General features: G+C 67.2%; 11 protein-coding genes. All 11 read right to left on the reverse strand.

From position 1 onward, the window contains the following. Positions 1–9: 9 nt before the first annotated feature. A complete protein-coding gene (locus BW991_RS02890) occupies positions 10–1,158 on the reverse strand; it encodes an ABC transporter substrate-binding protein (RefSeq protein WP_211164940.1) in 1,149 nt (382 codons plus the stop codon). Positions 1,159–1,315: 157 nt separating this feature from the next. Beyond that, positions 1,316–2,512 carry a CaiB/BaiF CoA transferase family protein gene (locus tag BW991_RS02895; RefSeq protein WP_076600600.1) on the reverse strand — a complete coding sequence of 399 codons (1,197 nt, stop codon included), beginning with the start codon at positions 2,510–2,512 and terminating at the stop codon, positions 1,316–1,318. Further along, complete coding sequence (locus BW991_RS02900; RefSeq protein ID WP_076600601.1) at positions 2,509–4,917, reverse strand: xanthine dehydrogenase family protein molybdopterin-binding subunit; 2,409 nt, start codon at positions 4,915–4,917, stop codon at positions 2,509–2,511. The genes BW991_RS02895 and BW991_RS02900 overlap by 4 nt, the downstream gene beginning before the upstream one ends. Positions 4,918–4,927: 10 nt before the next feature. After that, positions 4,928–5,401 (reverse strand): (2Fe-2S)-binding protein, encoded by a 474-nt coding sequence (locus BW991_RS02905; protein ID WP_076600602.1) that lies wholly within the window; start codon positions 5,399–5,401, stop codon positions 4,928–4,930. Beyond that, positions 5,385–6,251: an FAD binding domain-containing protein gene (locus BW991_RS02910; RefSeq protein WP_076600603.1), complete on the reverse strand. Its 867-nt coding sequence runs from the start codon at positions 6,249–6,251 to the stop codon at positions 5,385–5,387. The genes BW991_RS02905 and BW991_RS02910 overlap by 17 nt, the downstream gene beginning before the upstream one ends. A gap of 10 nt (positions 6,252–6,261) precedes the next feature. Further along, a complete protein-coding gene (locus tag BW991_RS02915) occupies positions 6,262–7,875 on the reverse strand; it encodes an acyl-CoA mutase large subunit family protein (RefSeq protein ID WP_076600604.1) in 1,614 nt (537 codons plus the stop codon). Beyond that, the gene (locus BW991_RS02920; protein ID WP_076600605.1) at positions 7,872–8,288 is read right to left on the reverse strand and encodes a cobalamin B12-binding domain-containing protein; all 417 of its coding nucleotides are present in this window, start codon (positions 8,286–8,288) and stop codon (positions 7,872–7,874) included. Before BW991_RS02920 ends, BW991_RS02915 begins: the two co-directional genes overlap by 4 nt. After that, positions 8,285–9,418 (reverse strand): benzylmalonyl-CoA dehydrogenase, encoded by a 1,134-nt coding sequence (gene iaaF, locus BW991_RS02925; RefSeq protein ID WP_076600606.1) that lies wholly within the window; start codon positions 9,416–9,418, stop codon positions 8,285–8,287. Before iaaF ends, BW991_RS02920 begins: the two co-directional genes overlap by 4 nt. Continuing rightward, positions 9,415–11,112, reverse strand: coding sequence for a hydantoinase B/oxoprolinase family protein (locus BW991_RS02930; protein WP_076600607.1), 1,698 nt, complete (start codon positions 11,110–11,112; stop codon positions 9,415–9,417). Before BW991_RS02930 ends, iaaF begins: the two co-directional genes overlap by 4 nt. Beyond that, positions 11,109–13,235 (reverse strand): hydantoinase/oxoprolinase family protein, encoded by a 2,127-nt coding sequence (locus BW991_RS02935; RefSeq protein ID WP_076600608.1) that lies wholly within the window; start codon positions 13,233–13,235, stop codon positions 11,109–11,111. The genes BW991_RS02930 and BW991_RS02935 overlap by 4 nt, the downstream gene beginning before the upstream one ends. Further along, positions 13,235–14,767, reverse strand: a complete 1,533-nt coding sequence (locus tag BW991_RS02940; RefSeq protein WP_076600609.1) for an acyl-CoA synthetase — start codon at positions 14,765–14,767, stop codon at positions 13,235–13,237. The genes BW991_RS02935 and BW991_RS02940 overlap by 1 nt, the downstream gene beginning before the upstream one ends. Between the last annotated feature and the right edge of the window lie 111 nt (positions 14,768–14,878).

The following is a 14,878-nucleotide window of genomic DNA, read 5'->3' on the forward strand; positions in this document are numbered from 1 at the left end:
GTCCGCCGCTTACTTCGCGAGCGTCCAGCCGCCGTCCCTGACGGCGATGAGGACGCGGCCGCGCTCGTCGAAGCCGCTGTGGTCGGTGGCGCTCATGTTGTAGATGCCCTGGGTGCCGACGAGCTCGCGGGTCTGCTCGAGGCTGTCGCGCAGCGCGGCGCGGAACTCCTTCGTTCCGGGTTTGGCCACCTTCGCCGCCGCCGGGATCGCCTGCTGCAGCAGCAGGCCGGCATCGAAGACGTTCGCGCCGAAGGTCGCCGGTTTCGTGCCGTGCGCCTTCTCGTAGGCGGCGATGTAGTCGGCGGCGATCTTCTTCGACGGGTGGTTGTCGGCGATCTCGGGCAGCACCAGCATCAGGCTTGCGGCGAGGACCGTGCCCTCGACCTTCTTGCCGCCGAGCTTGAGGAAATCGGGCAGCGCCGCGCCGTGCGTCTGGTAGATCTGCCCCTTGTAGCCTTGCTCGACGAGCGTGGTATGCGGCAGCACCGCCGGCCCGCCGGCGGCGGCGACGAGCACTGCGTCCGGCGCGGCGCCGAGGATCTTGAGGCTCTGGCCGGTGACCGACGCATCCTGGCGCTGGAAGCGCTCGTTGGCGACGATCTTCATGCCGTTCTTGTCCGCGAGCGCCGAGAACACCTTGTACCAGTTCTCCCCATAGGGGTCGCCGACGCCGATGAAGCCGACCGTCTTCACGCCCTTCCTCACCATGTGCTCGACCAGCGCCGTGGCGATGATGTCGTCGTTCTGGGTGGTCTTGAACACCCACTTCTTCTTGTCGTCCATCGGGGTCACGACGGCCGCCGTGCCCACCGGCGCGAGCAGCGGCACGCCCGCGTCGGCGACGAACTGGATCACGCCCATCGCGTTGGGGGAGCCGGAAGGCCCGATGATCGCGTCGACGTTCTGCTCCGAGATCAGTTTCTTCACGGCGGTGACCGACGCGGTGGGATCGCTTGCGTCGTCGAGCGCGATGTACTCGACGTTGAGATCGCCGATCTTCGCCGGCAGCAGCGCCACCGTGTTCTTCTGCGGAATGCCGACCAGCGCGGTCGGCCCGGTCGCCGAGGACACGACGCCGATCTTAACCTGGGCGTGCGCCGACAACGACGCCGCCAGAACGAGTCCGGACAGCGCCAATCGAATGCCAAGCATCTTCATGTTCTGATGTCTCCTACGGTGTGCACCACAAGGACCTCCTGTCGCGCGTGCGGATCGGGTCCGCGCGCTCCTCTCGCCGTCGATGGTTTCCGGGGTTCGTGAGTCGAGGGCGGCGCCCCTCCCGGTGGGGCGCCGCATGACGATGCGGTGCCCGGGCTCAGCCGGCGACGATTCCTCGTGCGTGCAGCAGCGCGATCTCGTCCTCGCTGCATCCGGTCTCGCGCAGGACGGCATCCGTGTGCTGGCCGTAGCGCGGCGCGAACGGCAGCTCTCCGCCATCGGCACCGGCAACGTCGACCGCCATCGGCTGCATATGCACGAGCTTGCCGCCGGGCATGCGCGTGGTCGTCAATCGCCGTCGGATGGCTTCCATCTCGCGCACCGCCGGGATGTCGTGGATCGGTGCGTGCGGGATTGTCGCATCGCGGAAATCCGCGGCAATTTCAGCAGTCGGATAGCGGCTTGTGACGGCGGTGACGTCGCGGTGGATCGCGTCACGCTCGCGGTGGCGACCTTCGTTGGTCGTGCGCGTGGCGCTGCCGATCGACGCGAACTTCGGGATCTCGGAGAGGCGCCTCCACTGCACGTCGCTGCCGATCGCCATGTAGATGAATCCGTCGGCGGTCGGATAGACGTTCGTCGGGATGAACTTGCGGTGCTCGTTGCCGCAGCGGGTGATCTCGGACGGCTGGCAGTCGAAATCGAGCAGCGGCAGCGTCGTGATGAGCCAGGACGCGGCGGCCTGCAGCATGGAGACGTCGATGCGCGTGCCCTTGCCGCTCTCGGCGCGCTCGATCAGCGCCATCATCACGTTCGCATAGACCTCGTCGCCCGCCTTGAGGTCGATGATTGGCACGCCCGCGAGCGTCGGCGGCCCGTCGGCGGCACCGGTGAGTTCCATGTAGCCGGCCATCGCCTGGATCACCGGATCGTAGCCGGGCGCATCCGGGTAGTCCGGTCCCATCGCCGAGATGCCCGCCCAGATCAGGTCCGGTTTCGCCGCGGCGAGCGTGCTGTAGTCGATGCCCAGCTGTTTGTAGCGGCGCGGCACCGTGTTGCAGCAGAACACGTCGACGTCGAGCTCGACCAGCAGACGCCTGAGCAGCGCCTGGCCGTCGGGCTCCTTGAGGTTGAGCGCGATCGCCTCCTTGCCGACGTTGGGCGCGATGAAGTAGGTGCGCCGGTCGTCGTCGGCGACCTTGCCGCCGATGTAGCGGTTGGGGTCCCCGGGCAGGCCATCGCCCGACGGCGTCGATTCGAGGCGGATCACGCGCCAGCCGAGCTGCGCGAAGCGCAGCGTCGCGTAGGGCATCGACAGCGCCTGCTCCATGGAGAGTACGGTGCGCGGCTTCATTCCGGTTTCCACGCGGGCCAGTGAGGCTTGTCGGACTTGCCGCGGAGGGCCCGGTACACCGCTTCCGGGGTGAAGGGCAGGCCGAAGATGCGCACCCCCGTCGCGTTGTGGATCGCGTTCGCGGCGGCCGCGGCGATGCAGATCGCCGGCGCCTCGCCAACGCCCTTGGCGCCCTGCGGACCTTCTCCGTCCATCGACTCGACGAAGGTGATGTCCATCTCGGGGATCTCCGGCGCCGTCACCAGCTTGTAGTCGCGGAAGTTCGGGTTGCGCGTGACGCCGTTCTCGACGATCAGGTTCTCGGTCAGCGCGTAGCCCTGGCCCATGACGACGCCGCCTTCGATCTGGCCTTCGAGGCCGAGGCGGTTGAGAACGCGGCCGACGTCGTGCGTGCCGGTGACCTTCGTCATCTTCACGATGCCGGTCTCGGTATCGACCTCGACCTCGACGACCTGCGCGGCCCACGCGTAGGCGGCTGACACGTCGCCCTTGAAGGCCTTGTCCTGATGGACGCTCGGCGGCTCGTAGTAGAAGGTCGTCATGACGAGCTCGGCCTTGTCGGAGAAGTGCAGGTTCCGCATCAGGCGCGCCAGCTCGACCACGGGCTCTCCGGTCTCGGCGACGACGACGAAGCCGCCGCGCAGGTCGAGCGCCGCCTCGTCGCAGTCGTGCTTCTTCGCCGCCGCGGCGAGGATCTTCGCCTTCGCCTTGCGCGCCGCCCCGATCGCGGAGTTGCCGGCGATGAAGGTCGTGCGGCTCGCATGCACGCCGACGTCCCACGGCGTGATCGCGGTGTCGTTATTGACCACGGTGACCGCCGAGATGGGCAGCCCGAGCTCCTCGCAGACCAGCTGCGACAGCACCGTTTCCGAGCCCTGGCCGATCTCGGACGCGCCGGTGATGAGCGTGACGTTCGCAAAATCGTCGAGCTTCAGGATCGTGCCGCAGCCGTCCGACGGATAGATTTTCGCGCCGCCGCCGACGTGCAGCATCGACGCGATGCCGATGCCGCGCTTTACCGGGCCGCGCGCGTTGCGGTTCGCGATGTTGTCGGCGTGCTTCTTCCGGTAATCGCTGCGCTCGGCCGCCGTCGTGATGCATTCCTTGAAGCCGCAGCTCTTGAACGTCATCCCCTGGCCGGTCACTTCGCCCGCGTCCTGCGCGTTCTTCAGCCGGAAGTCGAGCGGATCCATGCCGATCTTCTCGGCCAGCATGTCCATGTGCTGCTCGATGGCGAAGGTCGCCTGCAGGTTGCCGTAGCCGCGGAAGGAGCCGGCGTAGGGGTTGTTCGTGTAGACCACCGTCGTGTGGTAGTCGCAGGCCGGCACGCGGTACAGCGACGAGAAGGTCTGCATCATCACGAACGGCGTGGTCGCGCCCCACGACGTGTAGGCGCCGTTGTCGTGCAGCGTATGCACCTGGCGGAACGTCAGCGTGCCGTCCTTCCTGCAGCCCGAACGCAGCGTCAAGAGCACGGGCTGGCGCGTCGGCGAGGCCAGGAATTCCTCTTCGCGCGTAAAGACCATCTTCACCGGGCGCTTCGCGGCGCGGGCGAGGAAGATGCAGATGACCTCGAAGGGATAGATGTCGAGCTTGGAGCCGAAGCCGCCACCGATCGGCGGCTGGATGATGCGCACGCGGCTCGGGTCGATGTTCAGGTATTCGGCGAACTCGCGCTTGTGCAGGAAGGGCACCTGCGTGTTGGAGTACATCAGCAGGTTGCCGGAGGCGTCGAACTCGGCAATGACCCCCGACACGCCCATGCAGCAGTGCGTCACGTAGTGCAGCTGGAAGCTGTCCTCAACGACGACGTCGGATTCGGCTTCGGCCTGCGCGATGTCGCCGTGCGTGTAGTCGAAGCGCATCGCGATGTTGTCCGGCTTGCCGGCGAACGCGATCGGCGTTTTCGGCGGCAGCGACTGCGGGCGGCCGTGGGCGTCGAGCGGGGTGGGGTGGATCAGCGGCGCGCCCGGCTTGATCGCGTCCTCGGGCGAGGCGATGACCGGCAGGTCCTCGTATTCGACGCGGATCAGTTTCAGCGCGGCTTCGGCGATCTCGTCGCTGTCGGCGGCCACCGCAGCGATCTCGTCGCGCAGGCTGCGCACGCGTTCACCCTTCAGCGGCAGGTGGTCGCGCGCGACGCCGATCGGTTGCTGGTCGGGCACGTCCGCCGCAGTGAGGACGACATGCACGCCGGGCAGCGCCTTCGCCGCTGACGTGTCGATGCTCTTGATCTTCGCGTGCACGCGGCTCGAACGCAGGATCTTCGCGTGCAGCATGCCGGGAACGACCATGTCCTGGATGTAGCGCGTCTTGCCGGCGGCCTTTTCGGGCGCGTCCTTCTTCTGGATGCGCTGACCGATCAACGAGGCGGCGGCGATGACGGGTTTTTCAGCAACGTTCATCCTGTCCTCCTCAGCGACCGCCGCAGCACGCGGACTCGACCGCGTCGACGATCTTCTTGTAGCCGGTGCAACGGCAGAGATTCCCTTCGATACCGCGCTTGATCGTCTCCGCGTCGGCGTTCGGGTTCGTGTCGAGAATGTGCGATGCCTGCATCACCATCCCCGGCGTGCAGAAGCCGCACTGCACCGCGCCGTGCTCGACGAAGGCTTCGCGCAGCGCGTCCGCCTTCGGGTCGGCGGCGAGGCCCTCAATCGTCACGATGTCGCGGCCGTCGAAATCGACGGCGAACATCAGGCAGGAATTGCGCGTCTCGCCGTCGACGCGGATCGTGCACGCGCCGCACTCGCCTTCGCCGCAGCCGTACTTCGTGCCGGTGAGGCCGACGACGTCGCGCAGCATGTCGAGCGCGGTCATCGCGACGTCGACGGTGACGCGCTTCCTCACGCCATTCAGCGTGAATTCGATGTCATGCTTGAGCGACATGGTCGAGCATCCTTTTTGTCATGTTGTGGATGAGTTCCTTGCGGTACCACGCGGTGGCACGGACGTCGTCGATCGGGCTGACCTCGTCGCGCGCGGTGTCTGCGCCGGCGGCGATGGCCTCGGCATCGAGGGGACGGCCTTCGAGCGCGGCTTCGGTGCGCGGCGCGCGCACCGGCGTCGGGGCGACTGCGCCGAAGGCGACGCGGATGTCGGTGAGCGCACCGTCGCGCTTGATGCCGGCGATGCCGATCGAGATCGTCGAGATGTCCAGCGCGGGGCGCGTGCCGAACTTGTAGAAGCGCGCGACGTGGCCCGGTTGCGGTAGCGGGACGCGCACCGCGGTGAGCAGCTCGTTCGCGGCGCGCTTTGTCCTGCCGGGGCCGGTGAAGAACTCGGCGAGCGGCAGGCGCCGCGTGGTGACGCTGCCATTGGGCTTCGACGCGAGCTCGACCTCGGCGTCGAGCACGATCAGCGGCACCAGGGTGTCGCCCGCGGGCGAGGCGTTGTTGATGTTGCCCCCGAGCGTGCCCGCGTTGCGGATCTGGTCGCTCGCGAACTGATCGCAGGCCTCGGCCAGTACCGGCGCGTGCTGCACGACGAGCGGATCGCGGAGGAGCTCGCTGATCGTGGTGAGCGCCCCGATGCGCAGGTACGCGCCGTCGAGGCTGACCCCTTTCAGTCCCGCGACGCGGCCGATGTTCATCAGCGTCGGCTTGAACGCGATGCGGCCGGCTTTCGTCTGCGGCATCAGGTCGGTGCCGCCTGCGAGGATGGTCACCTCGCCCTGCTGCAGGATGCCGAGCGCCTCGTCGAGGCTCTGCGGCGCGGCATATCTTTCGATGGCTGTCATTGATCGTCCCTCAGAAGCGGATCGGTTCCTGGTACCGTCCGTACACTTTCACCAGTTCCTGCGTGATCTCGCCGACGCTCGCATAGGCCTTCACCGCCTCGACGATCGCCGGCATGACGTTGGCGCCCGCGCGCGCGGCCTCGCCGACGCCCGCGAGCGTGCGGGCGACGCGGTCGGCGTCGCGCTCGGCGCGCACGCGATTCAGCGAGTCGATCTGCACGCGCGCGTCGTCCTCGTCGTAGGGGTGGAATTCGACCTTGTGCTCGTCCTCCTGGTCGTTGCGGTAGCAATTCACGCCGACCTTGGGGAACGCGCCGCTCTCGATGTCGCGCTGCATCTTGTACGCCTGCGCCGACACCTTCGCCTGGATCGCGCCTTCGGACACCAGCTTGACGATCCCGCCCTGCGCGTCGGTCTCGGCGATGATCTCTTCCATCTTGTCGCGCATCTGGTTCGTCATCGTCTCGACGTAGTACGAGCCGCCGAGCGGATCGACCGTCTCGGTGAGGCCCATCTCCGCGATGAGGATCTGCATGGTGCGCAGCGAGATGCGCGCCGAATACTCGGTCGGGATGGTGTAGGCCTCGTCGTACGAGCACAGCGCCATCGTCTGCGTGCCCGAGAGCGCGCTGATCAGCGCGTAGTAGGCGCCGCGCACGATGTTGAGCTCGGGCTGCTCGAAGGTGAGCCCGCCACCGCCGCCCGCCGCGATCATGCGCAGCCACATCGAGCCCGGTTTTTCGGCCTTGTACTCCTCCTTCATGATCTTGGCCCACAGGCTGCGCCCCGCGCGGAACTTGCACACCTGCTCGAAGAGGTTGCCGAAGATGTTGAAGTTGTACGACAGCCGCCCGGCGAACTCGTCGACGTGGAGACCGCGCGCGATGACCTCATCGGCATAGGCGCGGGCGATGCAGAAGGCGTAGGCCATTTCCTCCGCCGGCGTCGCGCCCGATTCGCGGATGTGGTAGCCGCACACCGAAACCGGGCTGTACTTGGGCGCGTGCTCTGCGCAGTACTCGATCGTGTCGCCGACGAGCTTGATCGAGGGCTCGACCGGGAAGATCCAGGTGCCGCGACCGATGAACTCCTTCAGGATGTCGTTCTGCGCCGTGCCGCGCAGCTGCTTGACGTCGTAGCCGCGCTTCTCGGCCATCGCGAGATACATCGCGATAGCGATCGCCGCAGCACCGTTGATCGTCATCGACACGGTGATCTTGTCGAGGTCGATGCCGTCGAACGCGATCTCGAAGTCGCGCAGGGTGTCGACCGACATGCCGACGCGGCCGATCTCGCCTTGGGCGAGCGGGTCGTCCGAGTCGAGGCCGATCTGCGTCGGCAGGTCGAAGGCGACGTTGAGCCCCGTCTGGCCGTTGGCGATCAGGTACTTGAAGCGCTGGTTGGTGTCGGCCGGATTGCCGAAGCCCGCGTACTGGCGCATCGTCCACGGCTGCTTGCGGTACATCTCGCGGTGGATGCCGCGCGTGAAGGGATATTCGCCGGGCAGGCCGATCATCGCGTCGCCGCCGCTCGCCGCGACGTCGGCGGCGGTGTAGAGCGGCTGGACTTCGAGGCCGGATTCGTTCGTGACGCGCTTCAGCGTCGGTTGGGCGCGGTCGTTCATGCGACGTTCTCCCGGACGTTCTCACGGATGTAAGCGACGATCGCGTCGAACTTCGAACCGGTCGGGAAGATCCCCGTGAAGCCGAGGCTGCGCAGCGCGTCGTGGTCCTGCGCCGGCAGGTTGCCGCCGATCATCCACAGCTTGTCGCCGAGGCCGTTCGCTTCGAGCAGCGGCTTCAACTTGCGGCAGAAGGGCAGGTGCGACCCCGCCATGCTCGACAGCGCGATGACGTCGACGTCCTCGTCGAGGGCGATGCGGCTCACCTGTTCGGGCGTCTGCCGCAGGCCGGTGTAGATGACCTCGAAGCCCGCGTCCATCATCGCCCGGGCGACGACTTTCGCGCCCTGATCGTGACCGTCGAGGCCGGGCTTCGCGAGCAGCACGCGGATGCGGCGTTGTGCGGTGTCGTTCATGCGCTGACCTCCTTCGCAATGACGAGTTTGAGGATTTCGCTGGTGCCGCCGCCGATCAGCGTGAAGCGCACGTCGCGCAGGTAGCGCTGCACGGGGTACTCCATCGCGTAGCCGTAGGACGCGAGCACGCGCGCGGCCTGGTCGCAGATCGATGCGGCGGTTTCGGTCGCGAAGAGCTTCGCCATCGCGGCTTCCTTGTGGTGCGGACGCTTGGCGTCGCATAGCCACGCGGCGCGGTGGACGAGGGCGGTGGCGGCCTCCAGCCCGGTCGCCATCTCGGCGAGCTTCAGCTGGATCGCCTGAAAGCGGTTGATCGGCTTGCCGAACTGCTGGCGCTCGCCGGCGTAGCGCACCGCCTCGTCGAGCGCCGCGCGCGCGACGCCGAGCGCCATCGCGCCGGTGATGATGCGGATCTCGGCGAGCGTCTTCCTCAAGTGGCCTTCGCCGTCCCCTTCCTCCTTCGACAGACGGTGGCTGTCCGGCACAAAGCAGTCGTTGAACGCGACTTCGGAGGTGGGCAGCGCCCACACGCCCATCTTGTGGATCTCGCGGCCGACGACGAGGCCCTTGAACTCCTTCTCGATGAGGAAGATCGTCAGCTTCTTTTCTTCACCCGCGCGCGCAAAGACCGTGAAGAAGTCGGCGACCGGCGCGGAGGTGATCCAGGTCTTCTGGCCGTTGATCACGTAGCCGCCGTCGACCCGGGTCGCGGTGGTCGCGATCGATTCGAGATCCGACCCGGCATTCGGCTCGGTCATGCAGATTGCGCCGATCCTGTCGCCGCGGAGCGCCGGCTTGAAGAGGCGCTCGACGATGTCGGCGTTGCCGAGGAGCTGCAGGAACTTCGTGCCCATTAGCGACTGCATCGCGACCGCGCCGGCGAGCGACATCGAGCCGCGCGCGACCTCGGTCAGCGCGAGACAGAACTCGGTGAGCGCGAGCCCGGTGCCGCCGACCGATTCGGGATAGCGCATGCCGAAGAAGCCGAGCTCGGCGAGCTCGCGGAACAGCGCCCGCGGGAACGCGCGCGCCTCGTCGAGCGCGGCCGCTTGCGGCGCGATGCGCTCGTCGCAGAAGCGCGCGAACGTGTCCCGGATCGCGCGTTGTTCGTCGGTGAGATCGAAGTTCATCCGGTCACCTGCCCGGGCTCGAACCCGTACAGCTCGCGCGCTGCCTGCTCGGTGATCACGCCGTTGCGAATCTCCTCGGCGAGGAGCTTGCGGTCGCGCCGCTTCGGATCGCCGTAGCCGCCGCCGCCGCTCGCGACCTGGTGGTAGATCGTGCCCTTCGGTACGCCGGTGATCAGGTCCTTGTTCTTCGGCACGACCGTCTGCCCGTCCGGATAGTGCAAGCGGATGAAGTTCAGGCCGCCGTCGCCGCCGCCGAAGAGTCCGAACGCCGGCTCGAAGTCGCCATCGCCGAAAGTCACGAGTTGCGTGTCGTCCGATCCGATCTCGAAGATCGTCTCGACGCCGAGCCCACCGCGCCATTCGCCGGCGCCGGCCGAGTCGGCGAGCAGCTCGTGACGGATCAGCCGGTGCGGCGTCTGCTGCTCGAACATCTCGTAGTCCTGGTCGAGCACGCCGCCTGAAGCGTCGATCATGCCGATGTGGTCGTAGCCGTCGGTGCCGAGCATCGCGCCCGAGCCGCCCTTCAGGCCCATGAAGCCGATGTCGACGTATTTCTCGTTGGTCTTCGGATCGATGCCGGTGGTGAGGCTCGCGAGCAGGTTGTTCCAGCCTGCCGTAACGCGCTCGGGCATCACCGGCGCCAATGCGCGCTGGATCGCGTCGGCATTGGGCGGGCACAGGTGATTGCCGAAGGTCGTCGCCTTCGGGTAGGCCGCGTTGAGGATCGTGCCCTCCGGGATCACGATCTCGATCGGCTGCATCATGCCCTCGTTGTGCGGGATGTCGGGGTTCACCATCTGCAGCAGGGTCAGGATCGTCGCCGACGCGCTCGACGTGAAGGTGCCGTTCACGAAGCCGTTGGTCTGCGGATCGGTGCGCGAGTAGTCGAAGCGGATGGACTTGTCCTGCACCTCGATGTCGACGCGGATCGTGAATTCCGAACCGACGTGGCGCCCGTCGTAATACACGCGCCCTTCGCCGGAGTAACGGCCGTTCGGGATCTTGGCGATCTCGGCTTCCATCATCCGGCGGGTTGCGTCGAAGAGCGCCTGCTTGTGTGCGTCGTAGCTCGCCACGCCGTACTTCGAGATCAGCTCGAGGAAGCGCCGCTCGCCGACGGTGCACGCCCCCATCTCGGCCTTCATGTCGTGCTGCACGATGTCGAGGCGCACGTTGGCGAAGATCAGGTTCCACACGTCCTTGCGCAGCTTTCCTTTCTCGACGACCTTCACCGGCGGGATGCGCAACGCCTCCTGCCACACCTCGACCGCGTTCGGGTTGTAGCCGCCGGCGACGTTGCCGCCGATGTCGGCCTGGTGACCCTTGACCGCGGTCCAGGCGACGAGCTTGCCCTCGAAGAACACCGGCTTGAACACCGCGACGTCGTTGTTCTGGTTGCCCAGGCTGAAGACGTCGTTGTGGAAGATCACGTCGCCGGGATGCAGGTCGTCGCCGAAGTAGTCCTTGATGTACTTGCACACTGGCGCCAGAGAGAACGCGAGGATCGGCAGGTTCTCGGTCTGCTCGAGCATGTTGCCGTCGCCGTCGTAGAGGCCCGTCACGTAGTCCTTGGCCTCGCACAGGATGGGCGAACGGGTCGTCTGCTCCATCGAGATGCTCATCTCGTCGGTGATCGAGCGGAAGGTCCGGGCGTACACGGACAGCAGGATGGGATCGATTTTCGCGGTGCTCATACCAGCGCCTCCTTCATGTCCTTGATGCACGACGCCACGAGGTCGGCGCGGCCCTTCTGGTACAGCGCGAACGAGCCGAGCGCATCGATGACGCAGTCGAAGGACGCCGACACGAAGATCGCCGTCGTCTCCTGCTCAATCATCGCCGGCCCCTCGATGCGGTTGCCGTGTCGCATGCGGTGGCCGTCATAGACCGGCACTTCGCGGAATTTCCGCGTCTCGGGGATATACACGGCGCGCCGGCCCTTGAGCGCGTGCGCCGCGTCCTCGCCCGCCCAGGACTCGTGGCGCGCGACTGGCTTGTCGGTGACGCCGATCGCCTGCACGCGCACGTTGATGATCTCGACCGGCGTGTTCTCCGCTTCCAGCGAGTAGCCGTACAGGCGGTTGTGCTCGGCATGGAAGGCGCGCGCGATGCCCTGTGCGTCGCCGGCGGCGATCAGGGCCTGCGGCACGACGAAGGAGACCTCGTGGTACTGCTTCACGTAGCGACAGTCGAGCTTGACGTCGAAACGGCGGCGTCCCTCGGGGATGCGCTCCTCGTCGAGCTGACGGGCCCCGTCGGCGGCCATCGCGGTGATGATGCCCGCGAGCTTCGTCCAGTCGGCCGCGTCGAGCCGCGACACGAAAGTGCGCACGAAATCGTGCTTGAGCTCGCTCATCAGCATGCCGAACGCACACAGCACCGAGGATTCGCGCGGCACGACCTGCAGCGGAATCTCGAGTTCCTCGCAGATCAGGCACGAATGGATCGGGCCGGCGCCGCCCGCCGGGATGAAGGGGAACTCGCGCGGATCGAAGCCGCGCTTGATCGTCACTTCGCGCACGCCCTGCGCCATGTTGTTGCACGCGACGCGGTACATGCCGGCCGCGGCCTCCTCGATGGACAGGCCCATCGGCTTGGCGATGTGCTCGTCGATCGCGGCGCGGGCCGCCTCGACGTCGAGCTTCATCTTGCCGCCGGCGAAGAACTCCGGGTCGAGGTAGCCCAGCACGACGTTCGCATCGGTCGTCGCCGGCAGCTTGCCGCCCTTGCCGTAGCAGGCCGGGCCGGGGTCCGCGCCGGCGCTCGCCGGGCCCATGCGCAGCAGGCCGCCTTCGTCGAGCCAGCCAATCGAGCCGCCGCCGGCACCGATGGTGTGGATGTCGAGCATCGGCAGCGCGATCTTGTGGCGCGCGATCTCGCCGTCGTTCTTGATCATCGGCGCATCGACGGCGACGGAGGCCTCGAAGCTCGTGCCGCCCATGTCGGTGATGATGCATTTGTTTTGGCCATGCACGCGCACGTAGTGCAGGCCCGCGCCAGGGCCGCCGGCAGGGCCGGACAGCAGCGTCAGCGCGGCCTTCTCGCGTGCGAGCTGCGGCGAGATCACGCCGCCGTTCGACTGCATGATCAGCAGCAGCCCGTCGAAGCCGATGCCCTTCAGGCGGCCGACGAGCTGGTCCAGGTAATGGTTCAGCTTCGGACCGACGTAGGAGTTCAATGCCGTCGTGCTGACCCGCTCGTAGAAGCGGATCGACGGCAAGAGATCCGTCGACACCGACAGATAGGCGCCGGGCAGCTCGCGGCGCACCATGTCGGCCGCGGCCTGCTCGTGTGCGGGGTTGGCGAACGAGTTCAGGAAACAGATCGACACCGCCTGCACGCGTTCGGTGCGAAAGAGTTCGATCGCGCTTCGCACCGCGTCGAGGTCGAGCGCCGCGGCCTCGTTGCCGTCACGGTCGACCCGCCCGGGAATGCCCGCCCGCAGGTAGCGCGGCACCAGCGGCTTCACGTTGGTGTAGCGGTTGTTGTATTGCTCCTCGCGCACGCCGCGGCGCATCTCCAGCGCGTCGCGCACCCCTTCGGTCGTCAGCAGGCCGCTCTTCGCGCCGGTGCCCGTCAGGGTCGCGTTGGTCGTCACCGTCGTGCCGTGCACGATCGTGGCTATCGTCGGCGCGAACGCTTCGAGCGTCATCGGCGGATGCATGCTCGCGGCGATCTCGGCGAGCCCGTTGACGACCGCGATCGAGGGGTCGGACGGCGTCGACAAGGTCTTGAAGATGGCCGGTTCGGCACCGTCGCGGGTAACGACGAAATCGGTGAAGGTGCCGCCGACGTCGATTCCGATTTTCAATGTCATCAGATGTGCTCCATGAACGTTTTGCGCGCGACCAGACGCCGCACTTCGTCCTTGCGGACCTTGCCCAGCGCCGTGCGCGGGAGTTCGTCGATGAACAACACTTCCTTGGGCAACTTGTAGCGGGCGATTCGGCCGTCGAGGAGCCCGAGCACGCCGCCGGCATCGAGGGTCGAGCCTTCGTGCGTGACGATGACCGCAACCACGCATTCGCCCCAACGCTCGTCCGGGCGCCCGACGACGGCGACTTCGGCGATGTCGGGCGACTCCATGAGGAGGTTCTCGATCTCGGCCGGATAGATGTTCTCGCCGCCGGAGATGATCATTTCCTTCTTGCGGCCGTCGACCCACAGCCAGCCGTCGGCATCGAAATGGCCCATGTCGCCGGTGTGGAACCAGCCGTCCCGCAGCGCCTCGGAGGTCGCCTGGGGGTTGTTCCAGTAGCCCGCCATCACGTTCGGCCCGCGCACGAGGATCTCGCCGCTGACGCCCGTCTTCGCGTCCGCGCCGCCTTCGCCCGAAACGCGAACGCTGCAGTGGCGTGCCGGACGTCCCGCCGAACCGGCGTGCGCGTACGCGTCGGCAGCCTTCACATAGGCCGCGATCGGGCTGGTTTCGGTCGAGCCGTAGATCTGCACGAGGGGGATGCCGCGTTCGTGCACCGCGCGGAAGAGCCTGTCGGGCACGATCGTCGAGCCCGTCGTGATCATCCGCAGGCGCGAGAGATCCGCGGTCGGCCAGCGGGGATGTGCCACCATTGCCTCGATCTGCGCCGGTACGAGGACGGTCAGCGTGATGCGCTCCGCCTCGATCGCATCGAAGGTCTCATCGACGTCGAATCGCGGGTGCAGGACGACGGTGGCGCCGCGCGACAGGGCGGGGGTCGTCTGGTTGTTGAGCCCGCCGACGTGGAACAGCGGCAGCGTCGTCAGGACGCGGTCGTCACTCGTGAGCCCGTGCAGATCGGCGCTGTTCGCGGCGTTCCACGCGAGCGCGTCCTGGGTCAGGAGCGCGCCTTTCGCCTTGCCGGTGGTACCGGACGTGTAACAGATCAACAAGGGCGTGTCGGGGCCGACCCGCGGGTCAGGCGCCACGGGCTCGCCGCCGCGCTCCATCAGCTCGTCGAAGGCGATCCAGCCCTGCGGCGGGGTGCCGAACGCAACGAGCGGCACCGCACCGAGCGCTTCCCGGAAGGCGTCGATCTGCCCGACGAAGCGCGGTTCCACGAGCAGCACCTTCGGCGGACAGTCTGCGAGCAATTGCCGGTGCTCGGGGCCCGCGAGCCGCCAGTTCAGTGGCATGAAAAGCGCGCCCAGACGAGCGCAGGCGAACAGCGTCGTGAGCGCTTCCGGACGGTTGTAGGCGAGAAACGCGACGCAGTCGCCGCGCTCCACGCCCGACACGCGGAGCGCCGACGCGAGCCGATCGATCTCGGCGGCGAACGCCGCGTACGTCAGGTCGCGCTCCGGAAAGCGGATCGCCGTCCTGTCGGGCGCGAGCCCGGCCTGACGGACGATCCATTCGGACAAGTCCATCCCCATTCCTCCTCCAGGTTCGGTCACGGACGCTTTGCGCGCCTCTTCTGACTCGTTTGAATCCGGTTGGGGATGCTGCATCCGTGCGCTTTTGCGCCTCTCGTGTCTCCC

The organism is Aromatoleum tolulyticum, from assembly GCF_900156155.1.
GTDB classification, from domain to species: Bacteria; Pseudomonadota; Gammaproteobacteria; order Burkholderiales; family Rhodocyclaceae; genus Aromatoleum; species Aromatoleum tolulyticum.

Excerpts from the sequence above, each read along its gene's own strand:
- BW991_RS02920 (WP_076600605.1), bottom strand. The coding sequence starts at position 8,288 with ATGAACGACACCGCACAACGCCGCATCCGCGTGCTGCTCGCGAAGCCC.
- BW991_RS02940 (WP_076600609.1), bottom strand. The coding sequence starts at position 14,767 with ATGGACTTGTCCGAATGGATCGTCCGTCAGGCCGGGCTCGCGCCCGAC.
- BW991_RS02910 (WP_076600603.1), bottom strand. The coding sequence starts at position 6,251 with ATGACAGCCATCGAAAGATATGCCGCGCCGCAGAGCCTCGACGAGGCG.
- BW991_RS02895 (WP_076600600.1), bottom strand. The coding sequence starts at position 2,512 with ATGAAGCCGCGCACCGTACTCTCCATGGAGCAGGCGCTGTCGATGCCC.
- iaaF (WP_076600606.1), bottom strand. The coding sequence starts at position 9,418 with ATGAACTTCGATCTCACCGACGAACAACGCGCGATCCGGGACACGTTC.
- BW991_RS02905 (WP_076600602.1), bottom strand. The coding sequence starts at position 5,401 with ATGTCGCTCAAGCATGACATCGAATTCACGCTGAATGGCGTGAGGAAG.
- BW991_RS02935 (WP_076600608.1), bottom strand. The coding sequence starts at position 13,235 with ATGACATTGAAAATCGGAATCGACGTCGGCGGCACCTTCACCGATTTC.
- BW991_RS02890 (WP_211164940.1), bottom strand. The coding sequence starts at position 1,158 with ATGAAGATGCTTGGCATTCGATTGGCGCTGTCCGGACTCGTTCTGGCG.
- BW991_RS02915 (WP_076600604.1), bottom strand. The coding sequence starts at position 7,875 with ATGAACGACCGCGCCCAACCGACGCTGAAGCGCGTCACGAACGAATCC.
- BW991_RS02930 (WP_076600607.1), bottom strand. The coding sequence starts at position 11,112 with ATGAGCACCGCGAAAATCGATCCCATCCTGCTGTCCGTGTACGCCCGG.
- BW991_RS02900 (WP_076600601.1), bottom strand. The coding sequence starts at position 4,917 with ATGAACGTTGCTGAAAAACCCGTCATCGCCGCCGCCTCGTTGATCGGT.